The following is an 18795-nucleotide window of genomic DNA, read 5'->3' as shown; positions in this document are numbered from 1 at the left end:
TAACAACTCAATCGGGCCGAACTTGCTTCGCAAGTCGGCTTATCTCGGACGTAAGCTCACAGGGAGAGATTCGTCGTGACTCGGGTTTTCGGGATCATCGCGATCTTACTGGCTCTGATCTCGGGTGACGCACGAGCGTCTCATTCGATCTACTTCGGAGACGGAAACGGCTACTCCATCGATATCGGCATCGGGACATGTGAGCATCCACCTCCCCGGCAGCCTGAAACATGTGTGACGATAGTTCGCGCCCAAACGCCTGACTCGAAGGGGTGGGTGCAAGTCAATGCCGGGTTGACGGTAGAAGCTTTCACGTTCCGAAGAAACATGGTTCTTCGATACGATGGCCGTGATCTGCGAGTGCCTGCGTTCTATCTGATCGTGCGCGGGCAACGAGCTTCGCTGCACATGGGTAGCTATGTGAGCCACACAGACTTTAGTTGGTTCATGTGAGCTTAGTCGTTGCTAGCAGGAGGACCAGCTGGTCCCTAACGAGTCGTTGCAGCCGACGTTGCATCGGCAGTGTCAGACCTCAGGTGCAACTATGCAGGCTACTTTAAACCGAATGATCAGCGCAGGATTCGCTCTCGCGTGTCTTGTGGTTGGCAATGGTGCAGCGGCGCACGAAAGTTCAGTGCCGGGTCTCATTGTTGACATGCCTCATGGCGGCTGCCGCCTTGTCGTTCAGCAAGACGGGAATGCCTCGATTTCTTATGGCGCAATGCCAAAACTGATCCGCGTTGCTCCCGGAACTTTCAACTTCAATGAGTTGGTCTTGTTGCTGCGCGAAAAGTCGTATCCGCAAAGCGACCGTTCTTTGCATGATGAACCCGTTGGGACCCTCTTGTTGCCGGAAGAGCAAGACTTGCTCCTCATCAACGATGCTTTCCTAGTCAGCTCCCTATTGGAACGCGCATGGAAGGCCCGTGCGGCACCAACGCGGCAGTTTGACGACGAAAGCTACCGGTGGGTAGCCGAGGCATGCGCCTTTTCAGATCGAGAGACGCAGGTGTTTGGGCTGCGGCCTAACAGTTCAAGCCGATGCCGCTTCGCGGCGCGGCTTAATTCAAGCGTTGGGCCTTACTCTGGAGACATATGAAGCGCCTCGTCCTGGTTTCTCTGCTGCTCGCCTCCGCGATGGCGAGCGCGGTTGTTGTGCGGCACGACGTGTCCGACTCGGCTTATCTGGTGGCCGAGACCGAGCTGCCCGCTCTCGTGGACCTTCCGCATGAGGGCCATGGGGTGCTGATTGCACCGCAATGGGTGCTGACCGCTGCCCATTCGACGCAATGGCACCCAATCACCGAGGTCATGCTCAACGGTAGCTGCCTCAAGGTTGAGCAGGTCTTCGTCCACCCGGGCTACAAGCAACTTCCAGAGGGCCTAGCCGAACGTGACCCCGAGGGCGCTATCGACTTTCTTGCGGGTCTGGATGACATCGCTCTCATCAAGTTGGCGGAGCCGGTCAGTGGCGTCAGCCCGGTGGGTCTGTATGGGGAGCAGGCGGAAATCGGAACGACAGTTGTGCTGTTCGGTAAAGGCGCCACAGGCAACGGCAAATCTGGACAGCTCGCGGGTTCCAACCGCACTCAGCTGCGCAGGGCAGAAAACGTCATATCTGCGGTCGAAGAGCGAGCGCTTATCTATACGTTCGACTCAGGCCCCGGCGCTCGCCCCCTTGAGGGCATGTTAGGAAACGGCGACAGCGGCGGCCCGGTGCTCTTGGATAACAGCGGGCGCTGGGAGCTGGTGGGGTTGGCACGGGGCAGACTCAGCACCTCGCCTCCGGGGTTCTACGGGCAGCAGAGCCATCAGGTCCGGGTGTCGTACTACTTACCTTGGATTAGAGCAACTATGGGCGGGACCGGGTCGTAATTCGTCCAAGCCGATGCCGCTTCGCGGCTCGGTTTAACTCATGTGTTAGGGCTCAAGATGAACCCACTCGGCTTACAGACAATAGAGGTCAAAGCGTTCGTACCAGCCCAGAACTTTGAGCTGTCTCTTCGCTTCTATCAAACGCTCGGTTTTATTGCAGCATGGTCCACTGGTGAAGTTGCCGAGTTGCGGCACGGACAATCCAGTTTCCTGCTACAGAAGTTCTTCGTCAAAGAGCATGCTCAAAACTTCCAAATGCATCTTCTCGTTAAAAGTGCAGATCAATGGCACCAGCACATTCAGTCGCAGGGCATAGCTGAAGAGTTTAGCGTTCAAGTCAGCGATCCGGAGGATAGGCCCTGGGGGGTTCGGGACTTCACTTTCATTGACCCTACTGGTGTCCTGTGGCGTGTCGGGCACAGCCTTGCCTCGTGACAAATGCACTCATGCACACCCTTGACGCGAAAATTCCACCACCCGTTATCCTGTTGTTTCTGGGCGTCCTAGCATCGGCTGCAGCTTTTTATATACCTGCCTTTACATTCGATCTGCCTTACAGTGAACTCTTTGCTGGTGCACTTGCGCTGGCGGGCTTAGGTCTTAATATCTACCCCAAGTTTACCTTCAACCAAGTGGGCACTACCGTCAACCCGCTTAAGCCGGATTCGACCGTTCATTTGGTCACGTCAGGCGTTTACCGCTATACACGTAATCCGATGTATCTCGGGCATAGCATGATTCTTCTTGGGTGGTCGCTCTACCTTCAAAGTATGATCGCCATCTTGGTTGTGCCTGTCTTTATTATTTTTGTCTCGCGGTTTCAGATTCGCCCAGAAGAGCGATATCTTTCGACTCGTTTTCCAGATGATTATGCTGCCTTTTGCAAACGGGTACCGCGCTGGCTATGAGCCGCTACAATCATTTAAGCTGACGCGGTGGTTTCTTCGGTTTACACCCTGTCCTAGCGGCATGAAGTGTCCTCATGCCAGCACCAGGCCCCAGAACAACGTATCGCTAAGGCGATCATTTCAAGGCAACAGCGGTCCGACTGAGCAAGCTTGCCGGCGTCTACGCGCGCGACGTCGCAGATTCGCTTTACATCCATCCCTTCATGCTGTCTCGTTGGCGCAACCTGGCCCGCAAGGAAGTGATCGTGACCAAGGGTTTCGACCTGGACAAGACGATGGCCGCAGAGCTGAAAGCACTGCGCGAGGTGAAGTGGAAATACGAGCGGCTGAAAGTCGAGCATCACCTTATGGCAACCGACTTCAAGCGGCGGCTGTAGCGCGCCGGTCTCGCGCAATCGGCCAATCGACCGCGCCGCATGATCGACAACGCGCACATGGAATCCCGGAGCAAGACGATGAAGTCAGATCTCTACCACCGACAGAACTTCAGCAGTGATCACGGCCTGCAAGCCGCCATCCGCAGCTACGTGGATTTCTACAATCACCAGCGCCTACACTCGGCGCTCGACTACCGCACACCCGCCGACTACGAACGCGCATGCGTCTAACCAGCAGGTGTCCACTTTTTCGAAGGAAGTCCCCGCCGCTTCGCGGCGCGGCTTAACTCAAGCGTTGGGCTGCATGGTTAAGTTCATCGCAAGTGTTGTTACATCACTGCTCATAAGCACCATCGCATACGCGAATCCTGTCACTCAAACCGCTGGAGAAAAGCACAGCATGGACGAGGCAGAAATTTATGATGCTGCCGTTTTCGGACAGTTCTCGCGAGTAGAAGAGCTACTCAATCAAGATCCATCTTTAATCAATGCAGCTGACAAGTACGGCTTTACGCCCCTACATGGAGTTGTCGGAGAGCACTACTTTGACATGGCTCGCCTACTTATCGCCAGAGGGGCCAACATCAACGCAAGCAACGACAACGGCACCACACCGCTTCATCTGGCGGCTTACGCGGAGATGGTCGAGATACTTGCAGCAAATGGGGCCAACCTCGAGGCACGAGACTCTAGAGGCAGCACTCCATTACACGCCGCAACGGAGCACCCCGAGCTAATTGACGTCATGGGCAAGCTGCTGCAGCTCGGTGCTGATGTCAACGCAGTGGACAAATCCGGGCTTACCCCGCTAGATATTGCCACGTCCCTTGAGGAAGAGGATAAGGTTGAGCTGCTAAAGCGCTATGACGCCCGTAGCGGCAATGCAAGGTGAATTAACACGCGAAGTGCACCGCGCCGAGTAGTTCTCACCTTCGTTCGATCGGTAATTTGAATCCATATCGTTTTCCCCGCCGTGATTCGAGTTTGTGCGCGACACGGTCGCAGGCCTTCTATTGGAGACGAGCCAGGCTGCTTCGCTTTGGAAAGTACTGGCGGAGCAGGCCGTTGAAGTCCCCCCCCCGCTGCCACGCCGACGGAACTTCAGCACTGATCACGGCTCGCAAGCCGCCATCCGCAGCTACGTGGATTTCTACAATCACCAGCGCCTACACTCGGCGCTCAACTACCCGCACCCGCCGACTACGAAGACGCATGTGCCTAACCAGCAGGTGTCCAATTTTTCGAACGAAGTCCCACCCGCTCCGCGGGTCTTCTTAATTCAGGGTCGAGCCCAGAAGGAAATATCCATGAGCGTTTCAGAATCGTTTGCCTTATTCCTGCAGGAGGCCCCGGAACATGCCAAGGCGTGGACGCAAGCCGCTGAAGCCCTTAATGTCGCCAGCGCTCTGGAAAAGAAGACCGAAGAATTAGCTTACATCGCGGTTCTGGCGGCCACTGGCAATGCCTCTGGAATTCCGTTTCATGTGCTCTCAGCAAAGTCGCACGGTGCATCAAGGCAGGAGGTGCTGAGTTCCGTTCTTCTTGGCCTGCCGGCCGCTGGCGCAGTTGTTATCGGCGCGCTCCCTGCTGCCGTGGCGGCTTATGATGGGTAGGACCAATAAGACGTGGCATGAGGAAAATCGTATGCCAAAGAACGCCACCGCTCAGCAGCGCATCGAATGGCATTTGGCTCATGCAAAGGCCTGCGGGTGTCGCCCGATTCCGCCATCCATACTCCAGCTACTTAAGAGGCATAGGCCGGCTGATTGGGCCTAGAAAATCCATAAGGAGCTTTCCTTCAACCCCGAGAGCATGGTTTCCGCGCCTTGATTTTCGGGCGTTTGCTGTTCTCAGCTTCGATCTTGTTGCCGCGCCACTCGCCAGAGTGATTCGGTGGTTCAAGCGTTGCCAGACTTCATTTCCGTAATCGGCCTTGTCGAATCGTCGCTGCGGATCCGGCGAGGCAAACACCGCATCCGTAAGGCCTCTCTCGTTCCTCGGATTCGCAACGCACGGGATCAGCCGTGTCATGCGGTGGTGCCACCTTGTTAGTCAGACCCCCTGCGGTACGGTGTGACTGCTTGCTACCCGTTCGCTCTGCGTTGGACCTCGCATGCTTGAAGAACCTCACTGGAATGCTCTCGTCCCCGAGTTCACGGTCGAGCGAATTGAAGTCTCCCTTCGCTTCTACACAGCTGTCGGCTTTTCTGTTCGATTTCAGCGCGACGACCCGCCATTCGCCTACCTTGAACTCGGGCACGCTCAGCTGATGTTGGAACAACAGCACGCGCGGGGATGGAATGTCACCCCGCTTGATCGCCCGCTTGGCCGAGGCATCAACTTCCAGATCGAGGTCACGGACGCCAATGCGGTCCGTTCTGCGTTGGTGGCTGCCGGCGTGACCCTCTTTAGAGAGGTCCAGGACACGTGGTACCCGGTTGCAGCCCATGTACAGAAAGGACAGCGCGAGTTGCTCGTTCAAGACCCGGATGGCTACCTGCTTCGTTTTGCGCAACATCTCGGGACTCGTGCTGCCGCCTAGCAATCCGTGTATGGACGCTCTCTTGCGACCGCGCACCGGTCGAGCATTGAGACCACGAAGTGGATCGGTTGCAGTCGGGTGTTCGGCCCTGGGATGAGCGCGGCGCGCTCGGGCCGCCACGAAGGCCGCTTTCGGTTCAATCGTTCACACGGCAATGGCCTGGTGACGGCGTCAGATTCATTTCATTCGGTGCAAGCGTCGCGCGAGGCATCAACTGCGATGGTGCGGCGCTACGTATGTCCAAGGATTCCATGAAAGCAAGCACCGCGTATCGCTGTTTTTCAGTACTGGCTGCATTGACAGTCGCCGGTGCCATTGCCGGCTTGATCCCTTATCTAGCGAAGGCATCGACGTTCGAAGGGAGTTCTGGATACCTGTCGGCACTGCTCTTTCTCCCGGCGCTGGGGGTGGTCGCGCTGGCGATGCGGGCCTGGGGTAAGCGACTGCGCACGAATACTTCGCGGTATCGCGCAACGCTCGTGCTTTACGGCCTGTTGTCGATTCCAGTCGTCTTCGTCATCGGCACGCTGCTTTTCTGACGCGGCGACGATGCGGCTGCCGGTGCCGGGTTTATTTGTCGTCGGCGGCGGGCACGGAGGCGCGCGGTAGCCAGTCGCCGCTGAGCTCCGGTTGCCGTGCGCTGGCCGGTGGCGCGGAGGCGGGCGGTTGCCAGTCGCTGCTGGACCCCGGTTGCCGGAACACCTTCGGGATGCGCATCCGCACCGGCGAGCGCAATGTCTCGCCTGGGGTGTCGGTCGCGACGATTGCCTTCTGCTGCTCGACCTGGAATACGCACAGGCCCTCCAGCGCGGTGTCGAACTGGAACGGATAGCGTTCGCCATCGATCGTCGCTGTCGTGTCGTCTGCATATTCGATGGGCTGGATGCGGCCGCGGCGCAGGCATTGCCCGCTGTGATCTCGCCAGAACGCAGCGTGGCGGTCGAGATCGCGGGGGTCGATGATCGCGGTTTCGGTCAGCGGGAAATCGAGACGCATGTCGCGCGCGCCATCGGCTTCGGGTGTACGCACAAAGACCAGCAGCGAGGTGGGGTGGTAACCGGCGATATGTGGGACGGGCAAACGCAGCACGCCGTCTGCATCCGGCGCCACGCCGCGGACCCCGAGCTTGCGCCACCGGGTCCCCATGAGGCCGGCGGCGCGATTCTTGTCGTAGGACAGCGACACTGGAGGACCGCCATAACGCTGGGCGCCCATCGTCGCACCCGGCGGCAGGGTCAGCACGATGTCGCCAAAGCGCGGCATTGCCCTGTAGGTGTCCGCGTCCACCGTGCGTTCCTGGTGATCGAGCTGCGGACTGCCGAAGCCGTCGTTGAGCCTGGGCACGTTCTGCGGAAACTCGAGGACGGAACTGCAGCCAGACAGCAGCGCGAGCAGCATCCCCGCAGCGGGAAGCCGCCACAGGCGGGGTTGGCACGGATGTGCCGCGACGGATCGCATGGCTGACATTTCAGTTTCTTCCGGCACCGGTCGCACGGCACCGATGGCCGTACAGGGGCGCGCAGCGTACCTGAAGCCGGGACAGGGTTCCCTTGAGGGCAGATAGAGGCCCGTCGCGACATTCGACCGCTCGATGTGCGGTGGATGGACGCAAGACGCGCACGCGGAAGACCTCGACAGAACGGGCCAACGGTTTCGCCTGCATCGACGCCGGATCGTGTCATCGAAGTGGATGACCGTTGGGTGGTGGCCGGACTAGGCGCGTGGAAAGTCGTGTCCGGGGATGTCAGGACAGCCCGACCGGGACGCTACGGGCAAACCGCGTGCAACGTGCGTTTGAGTCATTACGCCGACTGGATCGACAGCGTGATCGCAGAGCAGGCGCCGCAAGCGCCGCGTCACTGAGGATCATGCCGAAACGCTCGCGCGTGCCGCTCGCGCATCGCGCGGTCAGTCGGCCTATGACGCCGCGCGGTGCAGCTCGCGTATGCGCCTTGGGAGTGGAAGCACCATCTGATCCGCAGCCACGTCATGCCGTCGGCGCGCTGGCCGCCCGCCACCGATGACGCGCACGCGCTTGCAGGCGAGGCCGAGATCCAACGCCGTCAGCGGATCTCAAGCTCGGCGATGCGGCCATCGACCATCGCGAAGCGATACGCCAGCGTCACCGGGCTGCCCGGGAAGCTGCCGGTGAGATGCACCTGCACGACGGGATGTCCGGCATCGCCAGCGATCTCGAACGGTTCGGCCTGCCATTCGGACGCCGCGCGTGCGGCGGCGAGCCAGGCCTCGATGGCGGCGATGCCGGTATGGGTCTGGCGCTCGTCGTGCACGACGGCATCCGCGGTGAAGCAGTCGCGCAGGCCGACCAGGTCGGCGCCGTTGCCGATGGCGAAGAAAGACGCGATGGTGTTGGGGAGTTGCATGGGTCTCTGCCTCGATGGAATGGAGATCCGCGAAATGTCGGTGCCGGGCCGCGCGCCCGCAAGAACGCACGCAAAAGGAAGTCACTTCCCCATGGGTAAGGCCTACACACCCGCGACCGCGGCGGCCGATGTCGAAACGGTGTTCAAGCGTCTGGGCGGGCGCTGGAAGCTGCTGATCCTGTTTCACCTCTTCGGCGGCCAGGTACAGCGCTATTCCGACCTCGAACGGCTGATGCCCGGCATCTCGCCCAAGATGCTGGCCCAGCAGCTGCGCCAGCTCGAACACGACGGCATCGTCGCGCGGCAGGTCTATCCGGAAGTGCCGCCGAAAGTGGAATACCGGCTCACCGACTGGGGCCAGGCGCTGTGCCCGGCGCTCGATGCCTTGTTACGCTGGGATGCGGCGCGGGACGTGGATGCAGCGGTTGCGGATTGATGGCGCCTGGATTGCGCGTCTGTTTGCCGATGCGCATCGCTGCGACGACACCGCGATGCTGGATTCTCGACGTCACGATGGGCAGGTTATGACTGAGATCCAATGACCTCGTCATATCAGTCATATCAAACGACGAATTCCACGTACTGCAGCGCGCGTTAAAAGCCGGAAGCTGCGGTTTAAACTGCGTACGAACGTGTTCGCGCGATTCTGCCTGGTACGAACGCGACGTGATCGGCCGTTGGCCACGTTCTTGAAGGAAGCCACACCCGCGTCGTGGGTCGGATTGATCCAGGTCATATGCCCGATGGAGGCTGCATGCAAACCCCGTTGAACCCTTTGGAAATCGCATTGGCTCGCGCAGCCGACGAGCCGGCTGAGCGGCCTGAGTTCTACAAGGCGTTATTGGAGTCCGATGTCTACGTGATTGGCCATACCGACACGCCCGGGGACGGGCTGGCGACGATTCCGGCCGGCTCTCAGGTATCCATCGTCAATCTGGAGAAGGAAGACGGCACCCCCTTCATTCCGTTCTTCTCCAGCCTCGATGCGTTGCAGCGCGTGTTGCACGAGGAAACCCGCTTTGTCTCCATGTCGGCACGGAGCTTTCTTGACATCACGCGAGGCGCCACGGTGGTGCTCAACCCGGAATCCGACTACGGGAAGGAATTTCTTCCGAATGAGATCGATGCACTGCTGGCCACAGGCCTGAATCATGTGGCAGCAGAACGTGTTGTCCAGAAAGCCACCCGGGTTCTGCTGGCACAGCCTGAAACGGTTCCCTCTGACATGGTCGCTGCGTTGACTGCGTTTCTAAAAAAACACGCAGGCATCAAGGCGGCCTACCTCTGCGTGATGCATGAAGCCGAGTCAACGCAGGCGCCGACATGGATCGTTGGCCTTGAGGGTGACGGCGACATGGACGCCGTCATGCGCCAGGCGGGATCGGTTGCAGCCGATACGGCGCCGCGTGGAGAACCCGTTGATTTCGTCCGGGTCCAGCGTGGCGACGGAGGACTCAGCGATCACTTCACAGGTTTGGTCAAGCCGTTCTACAAGCGCAGCTGGGGCGCGACGCTTCGCGCCATGCTGTCATCAGCCGGGGCATGACAGGCGGTTCACACGGATCCCAAGCTGTTGGCGCTGTGGCGCTTCCCGGCGTCTGGCGCGTCTTGTTCTCCAGGGCGCAGTTCATCACGCTGCCGCTTGCCTGCATGTCGCAGAACATGCAGCATTTCATCGCACAGCGCATCGAGACACGCGGTGGCAAGAATGTGTGCTGATGCGTACTCGAGCGCCGTAGTGAAGCGCGCGCGTTCTTCCGTGCAAGTGACCGTGCCTGGCACGCCGCTTCATTCCAGCGGCCCACAGCCCTTCGCCAGCGAGCCGCAATGAACACCAGGATGGTCAAGGCCGCCGCCCTGTTCGGTGTACTCGGTCCAGTCATCGGGCTTCTGGCCATCACCTTGCCTGCGATGGCGCACGCGAACGCGTGGTCGCTCGTTGATCTGATGCAGTTGCTGCCAGCTGCCTATGTCATGGGAGCTGTGCCCGCGGCAGGTACCGGCGCCATTGTCGCGATGATGTGTCCGCGACCGCGTGGATCCCGGTCGTACCTGCTGGCGGGACTCGTCGGCGCGGCGTGTTCTGCCATCTACTATGTTGGCCTGGCGGCCAGCGGTATCGCGAAGTTCGGCTGGATTGGCGTGCTGTTTCCTGTGGCCGGCTTTGCCGCGGGGCTGGTATGCGGATTTCTCTTTCTCCGCAGAACGGCCAGCGCCGCCCGTTCCAGTCCCTGACCGCACGTGGATGCCGTCGACGCATCTGCCGGGCTTGGCAACGGCGTGGTTGATGGCAACGCACCTGCGCTCTGCCAGCAGACATCCACGTTCTTGACACAGCCCCCCTTCCATTGCGCATGTTTTGATCCAGGTACCCGATGACGCGCAAAGCAGACTCACGCCTAGGCTTGCTGAAGCCGACCCTCCTGTTCGTTCCCGTTGCGGCGCTCGCGACGTTCTTCTGGTGGGCCTACGAGGCGCGCTATCGCAGGTACGCGGACTGTCTCGATGCGCTGACCAACTCCAGCTGCATCACGCCGGACGGCACCAACGTCACATCAGGCGGGATCATCTGGGCATTCCTCGCACTTCCCTTCACTGTCGTGGCGGCGGTGTTGCTCTGTGTGATGGCGGTACGCCTGGTGCGCAGGCGATCGCGTGACGCGGCCTGATGCGGGCGTGGCGCGGGAGTCCGTGCTTCTACGGCGCACTCCGATCGCGCGCGATTTCGGAGGCGCGTTGCTCGAAGGGTTTGTCGCTGTCTGGCGTCACAGGCCGCGGGCCGAGCCGGTCGCGCTTACGCCGTCGCTACTCCACTTCGAATGGAACCGGCACCAGTACCAAACCGATGCCTGGCTCGCGCGGCGTGTCCATGCGTGTGTACGTCCAACGCTGGCTGGCCTCGAGGGCTGCCGTATCCAGGGCCGGGTGGCCGCTGCTGCGGGAGATCAGGCTGACCACCGGGCTTTGATCCGGATCGACGAGCACGACGACCATCGCGACGCCGCCCCGCCCCGCCGTGCCCGGGTGGACCGCCGGGTGCTCATGGCGCGACATCATGTCGAGGCCTGTCTGCGGCGAGGGCGGTGTTGCGCCGGGCGATTGCAGGCACACGCCGCCACCGGGCGGCGCGGCGAGCGTCAACGTGAAGCCATGCCCGGCGTCTGCGCCGCTTCCGACAGCGCCCACCTCGCCCGGCGTGGCGCGGGCTGCGCAGTTCGCCTCGGCGATCAAAGCCAGCGCGCGTTGTTGCAGAGCTGCGATGTCGGCCGTAGGCGCGATGCCCTCGATGCGGCAGCCGGATTCGGTCTGCGATGCCTCGAGCGTCTGCATGCGCGCGTCTTCGACGCGCCAGTCCACCAGTGCGCAGCCGCTGCGTGATTCGGCCTGGGCGCCGCCGCTGATGGCGAGCGCGAGTACGAGCCATGCACGAAAGCGATGGCGACGGGCGAGGAGACGGGAAACAAACATGCGGCAACGGTCACCGGTGTGGATGACGTTTCAGGATACGGGATGGCGCCCTCCACCCCGGATGCGCGCCGACGCGCGACGCGCCGATCCCTGCGCGCTCACTCGCGACGCCAGACCCCGATCCAGCCGCGTCCACGCACCCGCCGACCGCCGCGCCGTTTTGCGAATGCCAGCGTCACGCCGATCGACAGCGCGATGATCACCAGCCGCAAACCGACCGCCCACAGCGGCCCGAGCGCGTTGTCGGCCACCGGGAACACCACCCACCATGCGTTGATCAGCACATGAAAGGCCACTGGCACCCACAGGTCGAAATCCCATTCGACATACAGCCATGCGAACCACACGGCGCCCAGCGCGGTGATGGCGAAGATGCCGGCCGCCTCGACCGCCTGGCCGCCCTGCGTCAGGTGCGCGCCGCCGAACAGCAGTGCGGCCATCAGCGCTGCCGGCAGGAATCCCCAGCCCGCGAGTCGGAACAGCAGGCCGAACAGCAGGCCGCGATACAGCAGCTCCTCGCCGAAGCCGGGCAACAGTGCGTGGCGCGCGAGCGCATGCGGCGTGTCGGCGGTGAGCGTCAGCGGTGCCTTGAATGCGAGCACCGCCACCATCGGCGCAGTCAGCAGCAGGCCGAGCAGCAAGGCGCGCATGGGGCGGCCGTCGAGGCCGAGCGCCGCGAGCGCGTCGCGCGGCCGCGTCAGCACCGCGGCCATGCCCAGTGCGACCAGCCAGTGCGGGAGATAGCCCAGCAGCGCCAAGGCCGCTGTGCGCGCTGCGCCGGTCCAGTCGCCGGCTACGGCGCGGAATAGATCGAGATGGAATTGATCCAGCCACAGGAAGACCGCGATGATCGGCAACGCGACCCAGCGACGGACGGGATAGCCGCGAACCATGCGGCGTGTGCTGCCGATGCGATGGGACATGTGCGTCCAGAAAAGCGGAGCGGGATCGGCACCATGTTCGCGTGACGGGGCGGGTTACACGCATGCCGCAAGTCACGGCGCCCGGGGATGGGGACGCGGGCATTGCACGCCATCGCCACGGTTCCGACAGATACAGGCAGCAGCATCGATGGCAGCCGGCTGGCGCACAATGCATCCCTCGAAATCGAACCGGATGTGTCATGGAACTTGAAGCCCTTCTCATCGCGGCGCTGCGCGAAGCCGGCTACGGCCCCGATGCCATCGGTTCGGCCATGCCGCGGATCATCCGCATCATGCAGGCCGAAGACGTGCGTATCGAAATGGGCCGCAGTCTGTCGCGCAAGGAACGTGAGTACGTGCGCCTGCAGCTGGAGCTGGGCCTCAACGTGTCGGAAGTCGTGGCAGGTCTGAAGAAGTGAGCGACCCCCGGAAAGACGACCGCCCCGCGACGCACACCGTCACCGGCACCTGCCACTGCAAGGCCGTCGAATTTGAAGTCGACTTGATCGACGGCTTCGAGAACATCCGCCGCTGCAACTGCTCGCTCTGCAGCCGCAAGGGCGCGGTGATGGCCGGCGTGACGCTGGACCGTCTGCGTGTGACGCGCGGCGCGGACGTGCTCAGCCTCTACCAGTGGAATACGAAGATCGCCAAGCACTGGTTCTGCAGCGTCTGCGGCATCTACACCCACCACCAGCGTCGCAGCGCGCCGGACGAGTATGGATTCAACCTCGCGTGCATCGAGGGTGTCGACATCACCGCGATCGGTGAGGTCGGTCGCAGCAACGGCGCTGCACAAAGCCTGGTGGAGGCGTGACGCGCGGGCACGCCTGCTAGCATTCCCGCGCCGTCGCCATTCCGGCGACGCAGCACGCAAGGGGATTGCAATGCGCAATTGGGGAATCGGCGCCGCGCTGGCGCTGGCCGTGGCAGCTTCGGGAGCGGTCGCCGCGAATGAAGGGCAGACGCGCGAGGTGCAGTCGAAGGACGGCACGTTCACTGGTGAGATCGTCGGCACACCGGCCGAGGGCAGCAAGTTCGCGCAGCTCGAGATCGGCATGAGCATGCAGGACGTGCAGGAACTGCTGGACCGCGCGCCGGACCGTTTCCACACCTACGAGTCGGGCAAGCGCTGGATTCCGTTCTACTTCGGCAACGATGCGACGCGCCTGCAGGCGCTGTTCCGCGAAGAGGGCTGCCTGATCTTCACCGGCGGCAACGTCTGGGGCGGCGGCGGCAGCGAACTGATCCAGATCGAGGTCGATCCGTCGGGCGCCTGTTACCAGCCTTGACAATCTGGACTCCTCGACACATGCGGCGCTTGCCGTTGGGCTGGCGTCCGCATCTGCTCTCGCTGCAATGAAGGGACTCACGCTTTGAACCTGCAGACTTCATTCGTCTTTCAGCACTTTTGGCTCCTCTGCGGTCTGTGGACCGGCGGTCTGGGCGCCGTCCTGGTGTATCGCGCGCTGTCATCATCGGTAGCGGCGGGTCGCTTATCCGCGGATCGCAGGTTCGCGTCCGTAAGTGGCTTTGCGATCGCGGTGTTGTTGCCCTGCACGTCGCTCTGGCTACTGCAACTGTCTGTGGATGCCGGTGGGCCGGACCTGCTGCAGTGGCCGCAGCCGCAAAAGACGATCGGCGTCGGGATCGTGGTGGCATGTTGGACCGCGTTGTTGATATGGACCTGGGTCGGATCCGGTGCGCGCTGGATCGCAGGACTTTTCGCACACAACGAATCCGCTGCGGCGCGTGTGCTCGCACGCCCGATCGCGATACGGTTGCTTGTCATCGTGATCGTTGCCGCCGGCCTGCTGCACCCGGCGCTGCGCCACGTCGGCTCGAACGTCGGCCCCTGACGCCCAGCGCCAGTTCGTATCGCGGGTCTGACGTGTGCACCGCGCCGGCACAGGCGAATTGGCCCGCGCCTGAAACGCCGATTCCTGTTCACCCACTCGGTTGCATATCGGGCGTACGCTCGCCGCGGCCCGCCACGAGTCGCATCCATGTCGCACACACCCGCACCCCGCCGCCGCACCGGGGCCTATGTCGCGATCGCGGCGATCGTGGCCGCCGTGGGCGGCGCCTTCGCCTGGACCGCAGGCTGGCTCACGCCGGATCGACTCACGGCTGCGCGCATGACCGACGCCATCGAGGCGACGTCGACAACGCCGTATCCGGGGTTCCGCCGCGCGCACGCCAAGGGCATCTGCGTCGTCGGCCATTTCGACGGCACGCCGGAGGGAGCAGCCCTGAGCCGGGCCCGTGTGTTCGCCGACACCGGCACGCCGGTGCTCGGCCGGATGTCGATCGGCGGCGGCTCGCCCTACGGCCTGGATGCGCAGGCGCGCGTGCGCAGCATGGCGCTGGTGCTCAACGGCGCCGACGGCAGCGAATGGCGCATGGCGATGAACAGTTTTCCGTTCTTCGGTGCGGCGTCGATCGAGACCTTTTTCGAGCAGACGCGCGCATCGGCGCCGGATCCGGCGACCGGCAAGCCCGATCCCGAGCGCATGGCCGCGTTCGCCGCGCAGCACCCCGAAGCGCAGCGATTTGCCGCATGGGCGAAGTCGGCGCCGTGGTCCGACAGCTTCGCCAACACGCAGTACAACGGCATCCATGCCTACCGCTTCACCGGTGATCGCGGCGAGCAGCTGGTGCGCTGGTCGATGCGTCCGCAGGCGCCGTTCGTCGAGATGACTGCCGCGCAGCGCGAGGCGGCGGAAGGCAATTATCTGCAGGACGAACTGCGCGCGCGGCTCGCGGCGGGGCCGCTGCGCTGGGACATGGTCGCGACGCTCGCAGGCCCGGGTGACGACGCCAGCGATCCGAGCACGCCCTGGCCCGAGGATCGCGAGCAGGTGGTCGTCGGCACGGTGGTGCTGACGCAAGCGCAGGACCAGGCCAGCGGCCCGTGCCGCGATCTCAATTTCGATCCGACCATCGTGCCGGGCGGCGTCGCGCTGTCGGACGATCCGATTCTCGCCGCGCGCGCGGCGGTGTACGCGCAGTCCTTCGATCGCCGCGAACGCGAGGTGGCACGCGGCGCCGATGTCGATGGCACGCCGCCCGCGGAGGCCGCCCGATGAACATCCCGACCGACCGTCACGATGCATTCGCCCGCGTGCTGCACTGGAGCATGGCGGTGCTGATCCTGGCGATGCTGTTCGTCGGCGTGGCGATGGTGTCGTCGATGACGCTGCGCCCGTCGCTGTTGATGCTGCACCGGCCGATCGGCATCGCGCTGCTGGTGCTGGTGATCGTGCGGTTGATTCATCGCCTGCGGCGTCGCGTGCCGGACCTGCCGCGCGACCTCCCGCGCTGGCAACGCGTCGCCGCGCACGCGTCGCATATCGCGCTGTATGCGCTGATGTTCGCGATGCCGTTGATCGGCTGGGCGATGGTGTCGGCGGCGGGCAACCCGGTGGTGCTGTGGGGCGATGTGCATCTGCCGGCGATCGCCCCGCACGATCCCGCGCTCTACAGCCTGCTGCGCGCCGCGCACACGTGGCTGGCGCGCGCGTTGCTGGCGGTGATCCTGCTGCATCTCGCCGCCGCGCTGTATCACGCCTGGGTGCGCCGCGATGGCGTCTATCGCACGATGGCGCCGGTGCCGCTGGGACCGCGTCCGGATGAGGATCGCGCTGTCACGCGGGTGGAGATCGACGCGCCTTGAGTATGGCCGCCTCCGGTCGCGCGCACCGCATCGATGCAGGCGCGCCGCGCGTTGTGACGTGCCCGACACCGGCCGCGCTCTAGGCTGCGTCATTTCGTACAGAACGGCCCGATGCAGACCGACCAGATCCTGATCCTCGCCATCCTGGCCTGCACGGTCGGTCTGTTTCTGTGGGGCCGCTGGCGGCACGACCTGGTGGCCGGGGCGTCGTTGCTGGCCTGTGTGGCGGTGGGGCTGGTGGGCGCCGAGCAGGCGTTCGCCGGTTTCGGCCATCCTGCCGTGATCACGGTGGCCTGCGTGCTGGTCCTCAGCCGGGGGCTGCAGACCTCGGGCGCGGTGGACGCGCTGACCCGCGTGGTACTGCCGTCCAAGGCCGGACCGATGCTGTCGATCGCCGCGCTGACCGCACTGGCGGCACTGCTTTCGGCCTTCATGAACAATGTCGGCGCGCTGGCACTGTTGATGCCGGTGGCGGTGCAGATTGCCCGCAAGCAGTCGCTCGCGCCGGGCCAGGTGCTGATGCCGCTGGCGTTCGGCTCGATCCTGGGCGGCATGACCACGTTGATCGGGACGCCGCCCAATCTCATCGTGTCCGGCTTCCGGCAGGAACTGGGCGGCGCGCCGTTCTCGATGTTCGATTACACGCCGGTCGGCGCGGCGGTCGCAGTGGCGGGCGTGCTGCTGCTCGTGCTCGGTGGCTGGAAGCTGGTGCCGGTGCGGCGCGAGGCAGCGGTGGAGGGCTTCGATCCGGGCGCATATCTGACCGAGGTGCGCGTGCCCGAGGGCGCGCGGGCGGTGGGCAAGACCGTGCGCGAGATCGAGACGCTGCTCGACGAACACGATGCGCAGGTGGTCGGCATGGTCCAGGCGGAGTTGCGCGTGCATGCGCCCAATCCGTCGCGCGTGGTGCGCGCCGACGACATCCTGGTGATCGAGGCGGACGCCGACGTGCTCAGCGAAGTACTCGCCCGGCTCGGGGCGAAGCTGGAGGAAGACGTGCCCTCGGAGCCGGACGACGCCGACGCGACGGATGCCGGCAGCAACGACACCGACGCGCATGACACCGCGCCAACACCGATCGACGACGCGACGCCCGATGGAGACACGGCGCCGGACGACCGCAGCGACGATGCGCGCACGCCCCACGCCGACATCGTGCTGCAGGAAATCGCGGTGCTGCCGGGCTCGGGCCTCGCCGGGCGCTCGGCCTCGGAACTCGACCTGCGCACGCGTTACAGCATCAATGTGCTCGCGATCTCGCGCGCCGGCCACCGGTCGAGAAAGCGGCTGCGCTCGCAGCGCCTGCAGGACGGCGATCTGCTGCTGGTGCAGGGCACGCAGGCGGCGATCGCCGCATTCGCTGCCGAGTTTGGCGGCGTGCCGCTGGCCGAGCGGGCGCTGCGCATCCCCGACCGGCGCAAGGCGATCACCGCTGCATTGATCCTGCTCGGCGCCATCATCGCCACCGCGTCCGGGCTGGTGCCTGCAGCGGTCGCGTTCGCGGCTGGCGTGGTCGCTTCGATGGCGCTGCGTACGGTGCCGCCGCGCGAGGTCTATGGCGCGATCGACTGGCCGGTGGTGGTGCTGCTGGCAGCCCTCATTCCGGTGGCCGGCGCGATGGAGTCCACCGGCACCGCCGATCTCATCGCCCGCGTACTGTTCGAAAGCGTCGCCCAGGGCCACCCGGTGATCGGTCTGGTCCTGATCCTCGTCGTGACCATGACGCTGTCGGACCTGATGAACAACGCCGCCACCGCAGCGGTGATGTGCCCGATCGCGATCGGCGCAGCCGGCACCCTGGGCGTCAACGCAGACCCCTATCTGATGGCGGTCGCGGTGGGCGCGTCCTGCGCCTTCCTCACGCCCATCGGCCACCAGAACAACACGCTGATCCTCGGCCCCGGCGGTTTCCGCTTCAGTGACTACTGGCGTCTGGGCCTGCCGGTGCAGCTGCTGGTGCTGCTGGTGTCGATTCCGATGCTGCTGTGGATCTGGCCGCTGTAGATGCGACGACAGGCGCGGCACGGGGCGTCCGGCACACTGGGCCGCGTCCGTTCCAGGAGGTCGCCATGTCCGCGCGCCGCATCCCGCACAGCACCCCGGCCGATACATCCGTGGCCGTCGACGCCTTCATGGCGACGCTCGACCATCCGCATACCGACGCCGTGCAACGGCTGCGCGCGCTGGTGCTCGGCGTCGATCCCACCGTCGCGGAGGGCGTGAAGTGGAATGCGCCCAGCTGGCGCACCACCGAGTATTTCGCCACCACCCAGCTGCGCCTGAAAGCCGGCATCGGTCTGGTGCTGCGTCGGGGCGCCAAGACACGCGCCCAGCCTGACGGCGGCCTCGCCATCGACGATCCACAGGGCCTGCTGCGCTGGCCCGCGCCCGACCGCGCGCTGCTGACGTTTGCGGACCGTGCCGCAATCGAGACGCAGGCCGTCGCGGTGCAGGCGCTGTTGCGGCAGTGGATCGCCCACGTCTGAGGACCTAGCCACGCGGCCGGCGTGATGTTCCGGCGGGACCATGCAGTCCCCATGGAGGGAGACCAGCCCCGCGCGCGCGGCAGCAGGCAAGACCCAGTTGTCCGCGGGGCAGCACGGCCCGGCGCAAGGCGTCGGACTGGCTGCGCCCGGCCGGCG

24 protein-coding genes and 2 pseudogenes are annotated in these 18795 nt (G+C 63.9%); 22 read left to right on the top strand and 4 right to left on the bottom strand.

Features of this window, described 5'->3' with window-relative positions:
• Nucleotides 1–565: 565 nt before the first annotated feature.
• The 10 genes and pseudogenes from J2X52_RS01300 (at nt 566) to J2X52_RS01255 (ending at nt 6241) form a co-directional block, all read left to right on the top strand.
• Nucleotides 566–1099, top strand: a complete 534-nt coding sequence (locus J2X52_RS01300; RefSeq protein ID WP_310147625.1) for a hypothetical protein — start codon at nt 566–568, stop codon at nt 1097–1099.
• Nucleotides 1096–1875 (top strand): trypsin-like serine protease, encoded by a 780-nt coding sequence (locus J2X52_RS01295; RefSeq protein ID WP_310147623.1) that lies wholly within the window; start codon nt 1096–1098, stop codon nt 1873–1875. The genes J2X52_RS01300 and J2X52_RS01295 overlap by 4 nt, the downstream gene beginning before the upstream one ends.
• Nucleotides 1876–1932: 57 nt before the next feature.
• Nucleotides 1933–2310 (top strand): VOC family protein, encoded by a 378-nt coding sequence (locus tag J2X52_RS01290; protein WP_310147621.1) that lies wholly within the window; start codon nt 1933–1935, stop codon nt 2308–2310.
• 11 nt (nt 2311–2321) lie between these two features.
• Entirely contained in the window at nt 2322–2783 is a 462-nt protein-coding gene (locus J2X52_RS01285) for an isoprenylcysteine carboxylmethyltransferase family protein (RefSeq protein WP_310147619.1), read from the top strand.
• 125 nt (nt 2784–2908) lie between these two features.
• A pseudogene (locus J2X52_RS01280) lies at nt 2909–3160 on the top strand (hypothetical protein); the annotation flags it as partial.
• A gap of 18 nt (nt 3161–3178) precedes the next feature.
• Nucleotides 3179–3391: pseudogene (locus tag J2X52_RS01275) on the top strand (integrase core domain-containing protein); the annotation flags it as partial.
• A gap of 73 nt (nt 3392–3464) precedes the next feature.
• Nucleotides 3465–4052, top strand: coding sequence for an ankyrin repeat domain-containing protein (locus tag J2X52_RS01270; protein WP_310147617.1), 588 nt, complete (start codon nt 3465–3467; stop codon nt 4050–4052).
• 415 nt (nt 4053–4467) lie between these two features.
• Nucleotides 4468–4773 (top strand): carboxymuconolactone decarboxylase family protein, encoded by a 306-nt coding sequence (locus J2X52_RS01265; RefSeq protein ID WP_310147615.1) that lies wholly within the window; start codon nt 4468–4470, stop codon nt 4771–4773.
• Between the two features lie 500 nt (nt 4774–5273).
• Entirely contained in the window at nt 5274–5702 is a 429-nt protein-coding gene (locus J2X52_RS01260) for a VOC family protein (RefSeq protein WP_310147613.1), read from the top strand.
• 251 nt (nt 5703–5953) lie between these two features.
• Nucleotides 5954–6241: a hypothetical protein gene (locus tag J2X52_RS01255; RefSeq protein WP_310147612.1), complete on the top strand. Its 288-nt coding sequence runs from the start codon at nt 5954–5956 to the stop codon at nt 6239–6241.
• Between the two features lie 31 nt (nt 6242–6272).
• On the opposite strand, the gene J2X52_RS01250 is transcribed toward J2X52_RS01255, so the two are convergent.
• Nucleotides 6273–7100: a hypothetical protein gene (locus tag J2X52_RS01250; RefSeq protein ID WP_310147610.1), complete on the bottom strand. Its 828-nt coding sequence runs from the start codon at nt 7098–7100 to the stop codon at nt 6273–6275.
• Nucleotides 7101–7765: 665 nt separating this feature from the next.
• Complete coding sequence (locus tag J2X52_RS01245) at nt 7766–8086, bottom strand: nuclear transport factor 2 family protein (protein ID WP_310147609.1); 321 nt, start codon at nt 8084–8086, stop codon at nt 7766–7768.
• A 91-nt stretch (nt 8087–8177) separates the two neighbouring features.
• Here J2X52_RS01245 and J2X52_RS01240 point away from each other — a divergent pair, with 91 nt between their 5' ends.
• The 4 genes from J2X52_RS01240 (at nt 8178) to J2X52_RS01225 (ending at nt 10755) form a co-directional block, all read left to right on the top strand.
• Nucleotides 8178–8522, top strand: a complete 345-nt coding sequence (locus J2X52_RS01240) for a helix-turn-helix domain-containing protein (protein WP_310147608.1) — start codon at nt 8178–8180, stop codon at nt 8520–8522.
• A gap of 318 nt (nt 8523–8840) precedes the next feature.
• Entirely contained in the window at nt 8841–9632 is a 792-nt protein-coding gene (locus J2X52_RS01235) for an enhanced serine sensitivity protein SseB C-terminal domain-containing protein (protein WP_310147607.1), read from the top strand.
• Nucleotides 9633–9913: 281 nt separating this feature from the next.
• The gene (locus J2X52_RS01230; RefSeq protein ID WP_310147605.1) at nt 9914–10321 is read left to right on the top strand and encodes a hypothetical protein; all 408 of its coding nucleotides are present in this window, start codon (nt 9914–9916) and stop codon (nt 10319–10321) included.
• Nucleotides 10322–10461: 140 nt separating this feature from the next.
• Nucleotides 10462–10755 (top strand): hypothetical protein, encoded by a 294-nt coding sequence (locus J2X52_RS01225; RefSeq protein ID WP_310147603.1) that lies wholly within the window; start codon nt 10462–10464, stop codon nt 10753–10755.
• Between the two features lie 136 nt (nt 10756–10891).
• Here the strand turns inward: J2X52_RS01225 and J2X52_RS01220 are convergent, their stop codons facing one another.
• A complete protein-coding gene (locus J2X52_RS01220) occupies nt 10892–11443 on the bottom strand; it encodes a TonB family protein (RefSeq protein ID WP_310147602.1) in 552 nt (183 codons plus the stop codon).
• Nucleotides 11444–11652: 209 nt separating this feature from the next.
• Complete coding sequence (locus J2X52_RS01215) at nt 11653–12477, bottom strand: CPBP family glutamic-type intramembrane protease (protein WP_310147600.1); 825 nt, start codon at nt 12475–12477, stop codon at nt 11653–11655.
• 200 nt (nt 12478–12677) lie between these two features.
• On the opposite strand from J2X52_RS01215, the gene J2X52_RS01210 reads away from it, so the two are divergent.
• The 8 genes from J2X52_RS01210 to J2X52_RS01175 all read left to right on the top strand — a co-directional run bounded on the left by J2X52_RS01210 (nt 12678) and on the right by J2X52_RS01175 (nt 18639).
• Complete coding sequence (locus J2X52_RS01210; protein WP_310147598.1) at nt 12678–12896, top strand: polyprenyl synthetase; 219 nt, start codon at nt 12678–12680, stop codon at nt 12894–12896.
• Nucleotides 12893–13294 carry a GFA family protein gene (locus J2X52_RS01205; protein ID WP_310147597.1) on the top strand — a complete coding sequence of 134 codons (402 nt, stop codon included), beginning with the start codon at nt 12893–12895 and terminating at the stop codon, nt 13292–13294. Before J2X52_RS01210 ends, J2X52_RS01205 begins: the two co-directional genes overlap by 4 nt.
• 70 nt (nt 13295–13364) lie before the next feature.
• Nucleotides 13365–13769: a hypothetical protein gene (locus J2X52_RS01200; protein WP_310147593.1), complete on the top strand. Its 405-nt coding sequence runs from the start codon at nt 13365–13367 to the stop codon at nt 13767–13769.
• 84 nt (nt 13770–13853) lie between these two features.
• Nucleotides 13854–14336 carry a hypothetical protein gene (locus tag J2X52_RS01195; protein WP_310147592.1) on the top strand — a complete coding sequence of 161 codons (483 nt, stop codon included), beginning with the start codon at nt 13854–13856 and terminating at the stop codon, nt 14334–14336.
• 147 nt (nt 14337–14483) lie between these two features.
• Complete coding sequence (locus J2X52_RS01190; RefSeq protein WP_310147591.1) at nt 14484–15566, top strand: catalase family peroxidase; 1083 nt, start codon at nt 14484–14486, stop codon at nt 15564–15566.
• Nucleotides 15563–16153, top strand: a complete 591-nt coding sequence (locus tag J2X52_RS01185) for a cytochrome b (protein WP_310147588.1) — start codon at nt 15563–15565, stop codon at nt 16151–16153. Before J2X52_RS01190 ends, J2X52_RS01185 begins: the two co-directional genes overlap by 4 nt.
• Before the next feature lie 111 nt (nt 16154–16264).
• On the top strand, nt 16265–18157 hold the full coding sequence (locus tag J2X52_RS01180) for an SLC13 family permease (RefSeq protein ID WP_310147586.1): 1893 nt from the start codon (nt 16265–16267) through the stop codon (nt 18155–18157).
• A 65-nt stretch (nt 18158–18222) separates the two neighbouring features.
• Nucleotides 18223–18639: a DUF1801 domain-containing protein gene (locus J2X52_RS01175; protein ID WP_310147584.1), complete on the top strand. Its 417-nt coding sequence runs from the start codon at nt 18223–18225 to the stop codon at nt 18637–18639.
• Nucleotides 18640–18795 lie beyond the last annotated feature (156 nt).

The sequence above is a fragment of the Luteimonas sp. 3794 genome (assembly GCF_031456825.1).
Lineage (GTDB): Bacteria > Pseudomonadota > Gammaproteobacteria > Xanthomonadales > Xanthomonadaceae > Luteimonas.
Note: the sequence above shows the minus strand (reverse complement) of the source record. Positions and strands in the feature narration are given on the sequence as shown.

Excerpts from the sequence above, each read along its gene's own strand:
- J2X52_RS01255 (WP_310147612.1), top strand. The coding sequence starts at position 5,954 with ATGAAAGCAAGCACCGCGTATCGCTGTTTTTCAGTACTGGCTGCATTG.
- J2X52_RS01240 (WP_310147608.1), top strand. The coding sequence starts at position 8,178 with ATGGGTAAGGCCTACACACCCGCGACCGCGGCGGCCGATGTCGAAACG.
- J2X52_RS01270 (WP_310147617.1), top strand. The coding sequence starts at position 3,465 with ATGGTTAAGTTCATCGCAAGTGTTGTTACATCACTGCTCATAAGCACC.
- J2X52_RS01230 (WP_310147605.1), top strand. The coding sequence starts at position 9,914 with ATGAACACCAGGATGGTCAAGGCCGCCGCCCTGTTCGGTGTACTCGGT.
- J2X52_RS01190 (WP_310147591.1), top strand. The coding sequence starts at position 14,484 with ATGTCGCACACACCCGCACCCCGCCGCCGCACCGGGGCCTATGTCGCG.
- J2X52_RS01290 (WP_310147621.1), top strand. The coding sequence starts at position 1,933 with ATGAACCCACTCGGCTTACAGACAATAGAGGTCAAAGCGTTCGTACCA.
- J2X52_RS01285 (WP_310147619.1), top strand. The coding sequence starts at position 2,322 with ATGCACACCCTTGACGCGAAAATTCCACCACCCGTTATCCTGTTGTTT.
- J2X52_RS01235 (WP_310147607.1), top strand. The coding sequence starts at position 8,841 with ATGCAAACCCCGTTGAACCCTTTGGAAATCGCATTGGCTCGCGCAGCC.
- J2X52_RS01260 (WP_310147613.1), top strand. The coding sequence starts at position 5,274 with ATGCTTGAAGAACCTCACTGGAATGCTCTCGTCCCCGAGTTCACGGTC.
- J2X52_RS01300 (WP_310147625.1), top strand. The coding sequence starts at position 566 with ATGATCAGCGCAGGATTCGCTCTCGCGTGTCTTGTGGTTGGCAATGGT.
- J2X52_RS01175 (WP_310147584.1), top strand. The coding sequence starts at position 18,223 with ATGTCCGCGCGCCGCATCCCGCACAGCACCCCGGCCGATACATCCGTG.
- J2X52_RS01225 (WP_310147603.1), top strand. The coding sequence starts at position 10,462 with ATGACGCGCAAAGCAGACTCACGCCTAGGCTTGCTGAAGCCGACCCTC.
- J2X52_RS01180 (WP_310147586.1), top strand. The coding sequence starts at position 16,265 with ATGCAGACCGACCAGATCCTGATCCTCGCCATCCTGGCCTGCACGGTC.
- J2X52_RS01210 (WP_310147598.1), top strand. The coding sequence starts at position 12,678 with ATGGAACTTGAAGCCCTTCTCATCGCGGCGCTGCGCGAAGCCGGCTAC.
- J2X52_RS01245 (WP_310147609.1), bottom strand. The coding sequence starts at position 8,086 with ATGCAACTCCCCAACACCATCGCGTCTTTCTTCGCCATCGGCAACGGC.
- J2X52_RS01185 (WP_310147588.1), top strand. The coding sequence starts at position 15,563 with ATGAACATCCCGACCGACCGTCACGATGCATTCGCCCGCGTGCTGCAC.
- J2X52_RS01215 (WP_310147600.1), bottom strand. The coding sequence starts at position 12,477 with ATGTCCCATCGCATCGGCAGCACACGCCGCATGGTTCGCGGCTATCCC.
- J2X52_RS01295 (WP_310147623.1), top strand. The coding sequence starts at position 1,096 with ATGAAGCGCCTCGTCCTGGTTTCTCTGCTGCTCGCCTCCGCGATGGCG.
- J2X52_RS01250 (WP_310147610.1), bottom strand. The coding sequence starts at position 7,100 with ATGCTGCTCGCGCTGCTGTCTGGCTGCAGTTCCGTCCTCGAGTTTCCG.
- J2X52_RS01200 (WP_310147593.1), top strand. The coding sequence starts at position 13,365 with ATGCGCAATTGGGGAATCGGCGCCGCGCTGGCGCTGGCCGTGGCAGCT.
- J2X52_RS01265 (WP_310147615.1), top strand. The coding sequence starts at position 4,468 with ATGAGCGTTTCAGAATCGTTTGCCTTATTCCTGCAGGAGGCCCCGGAA.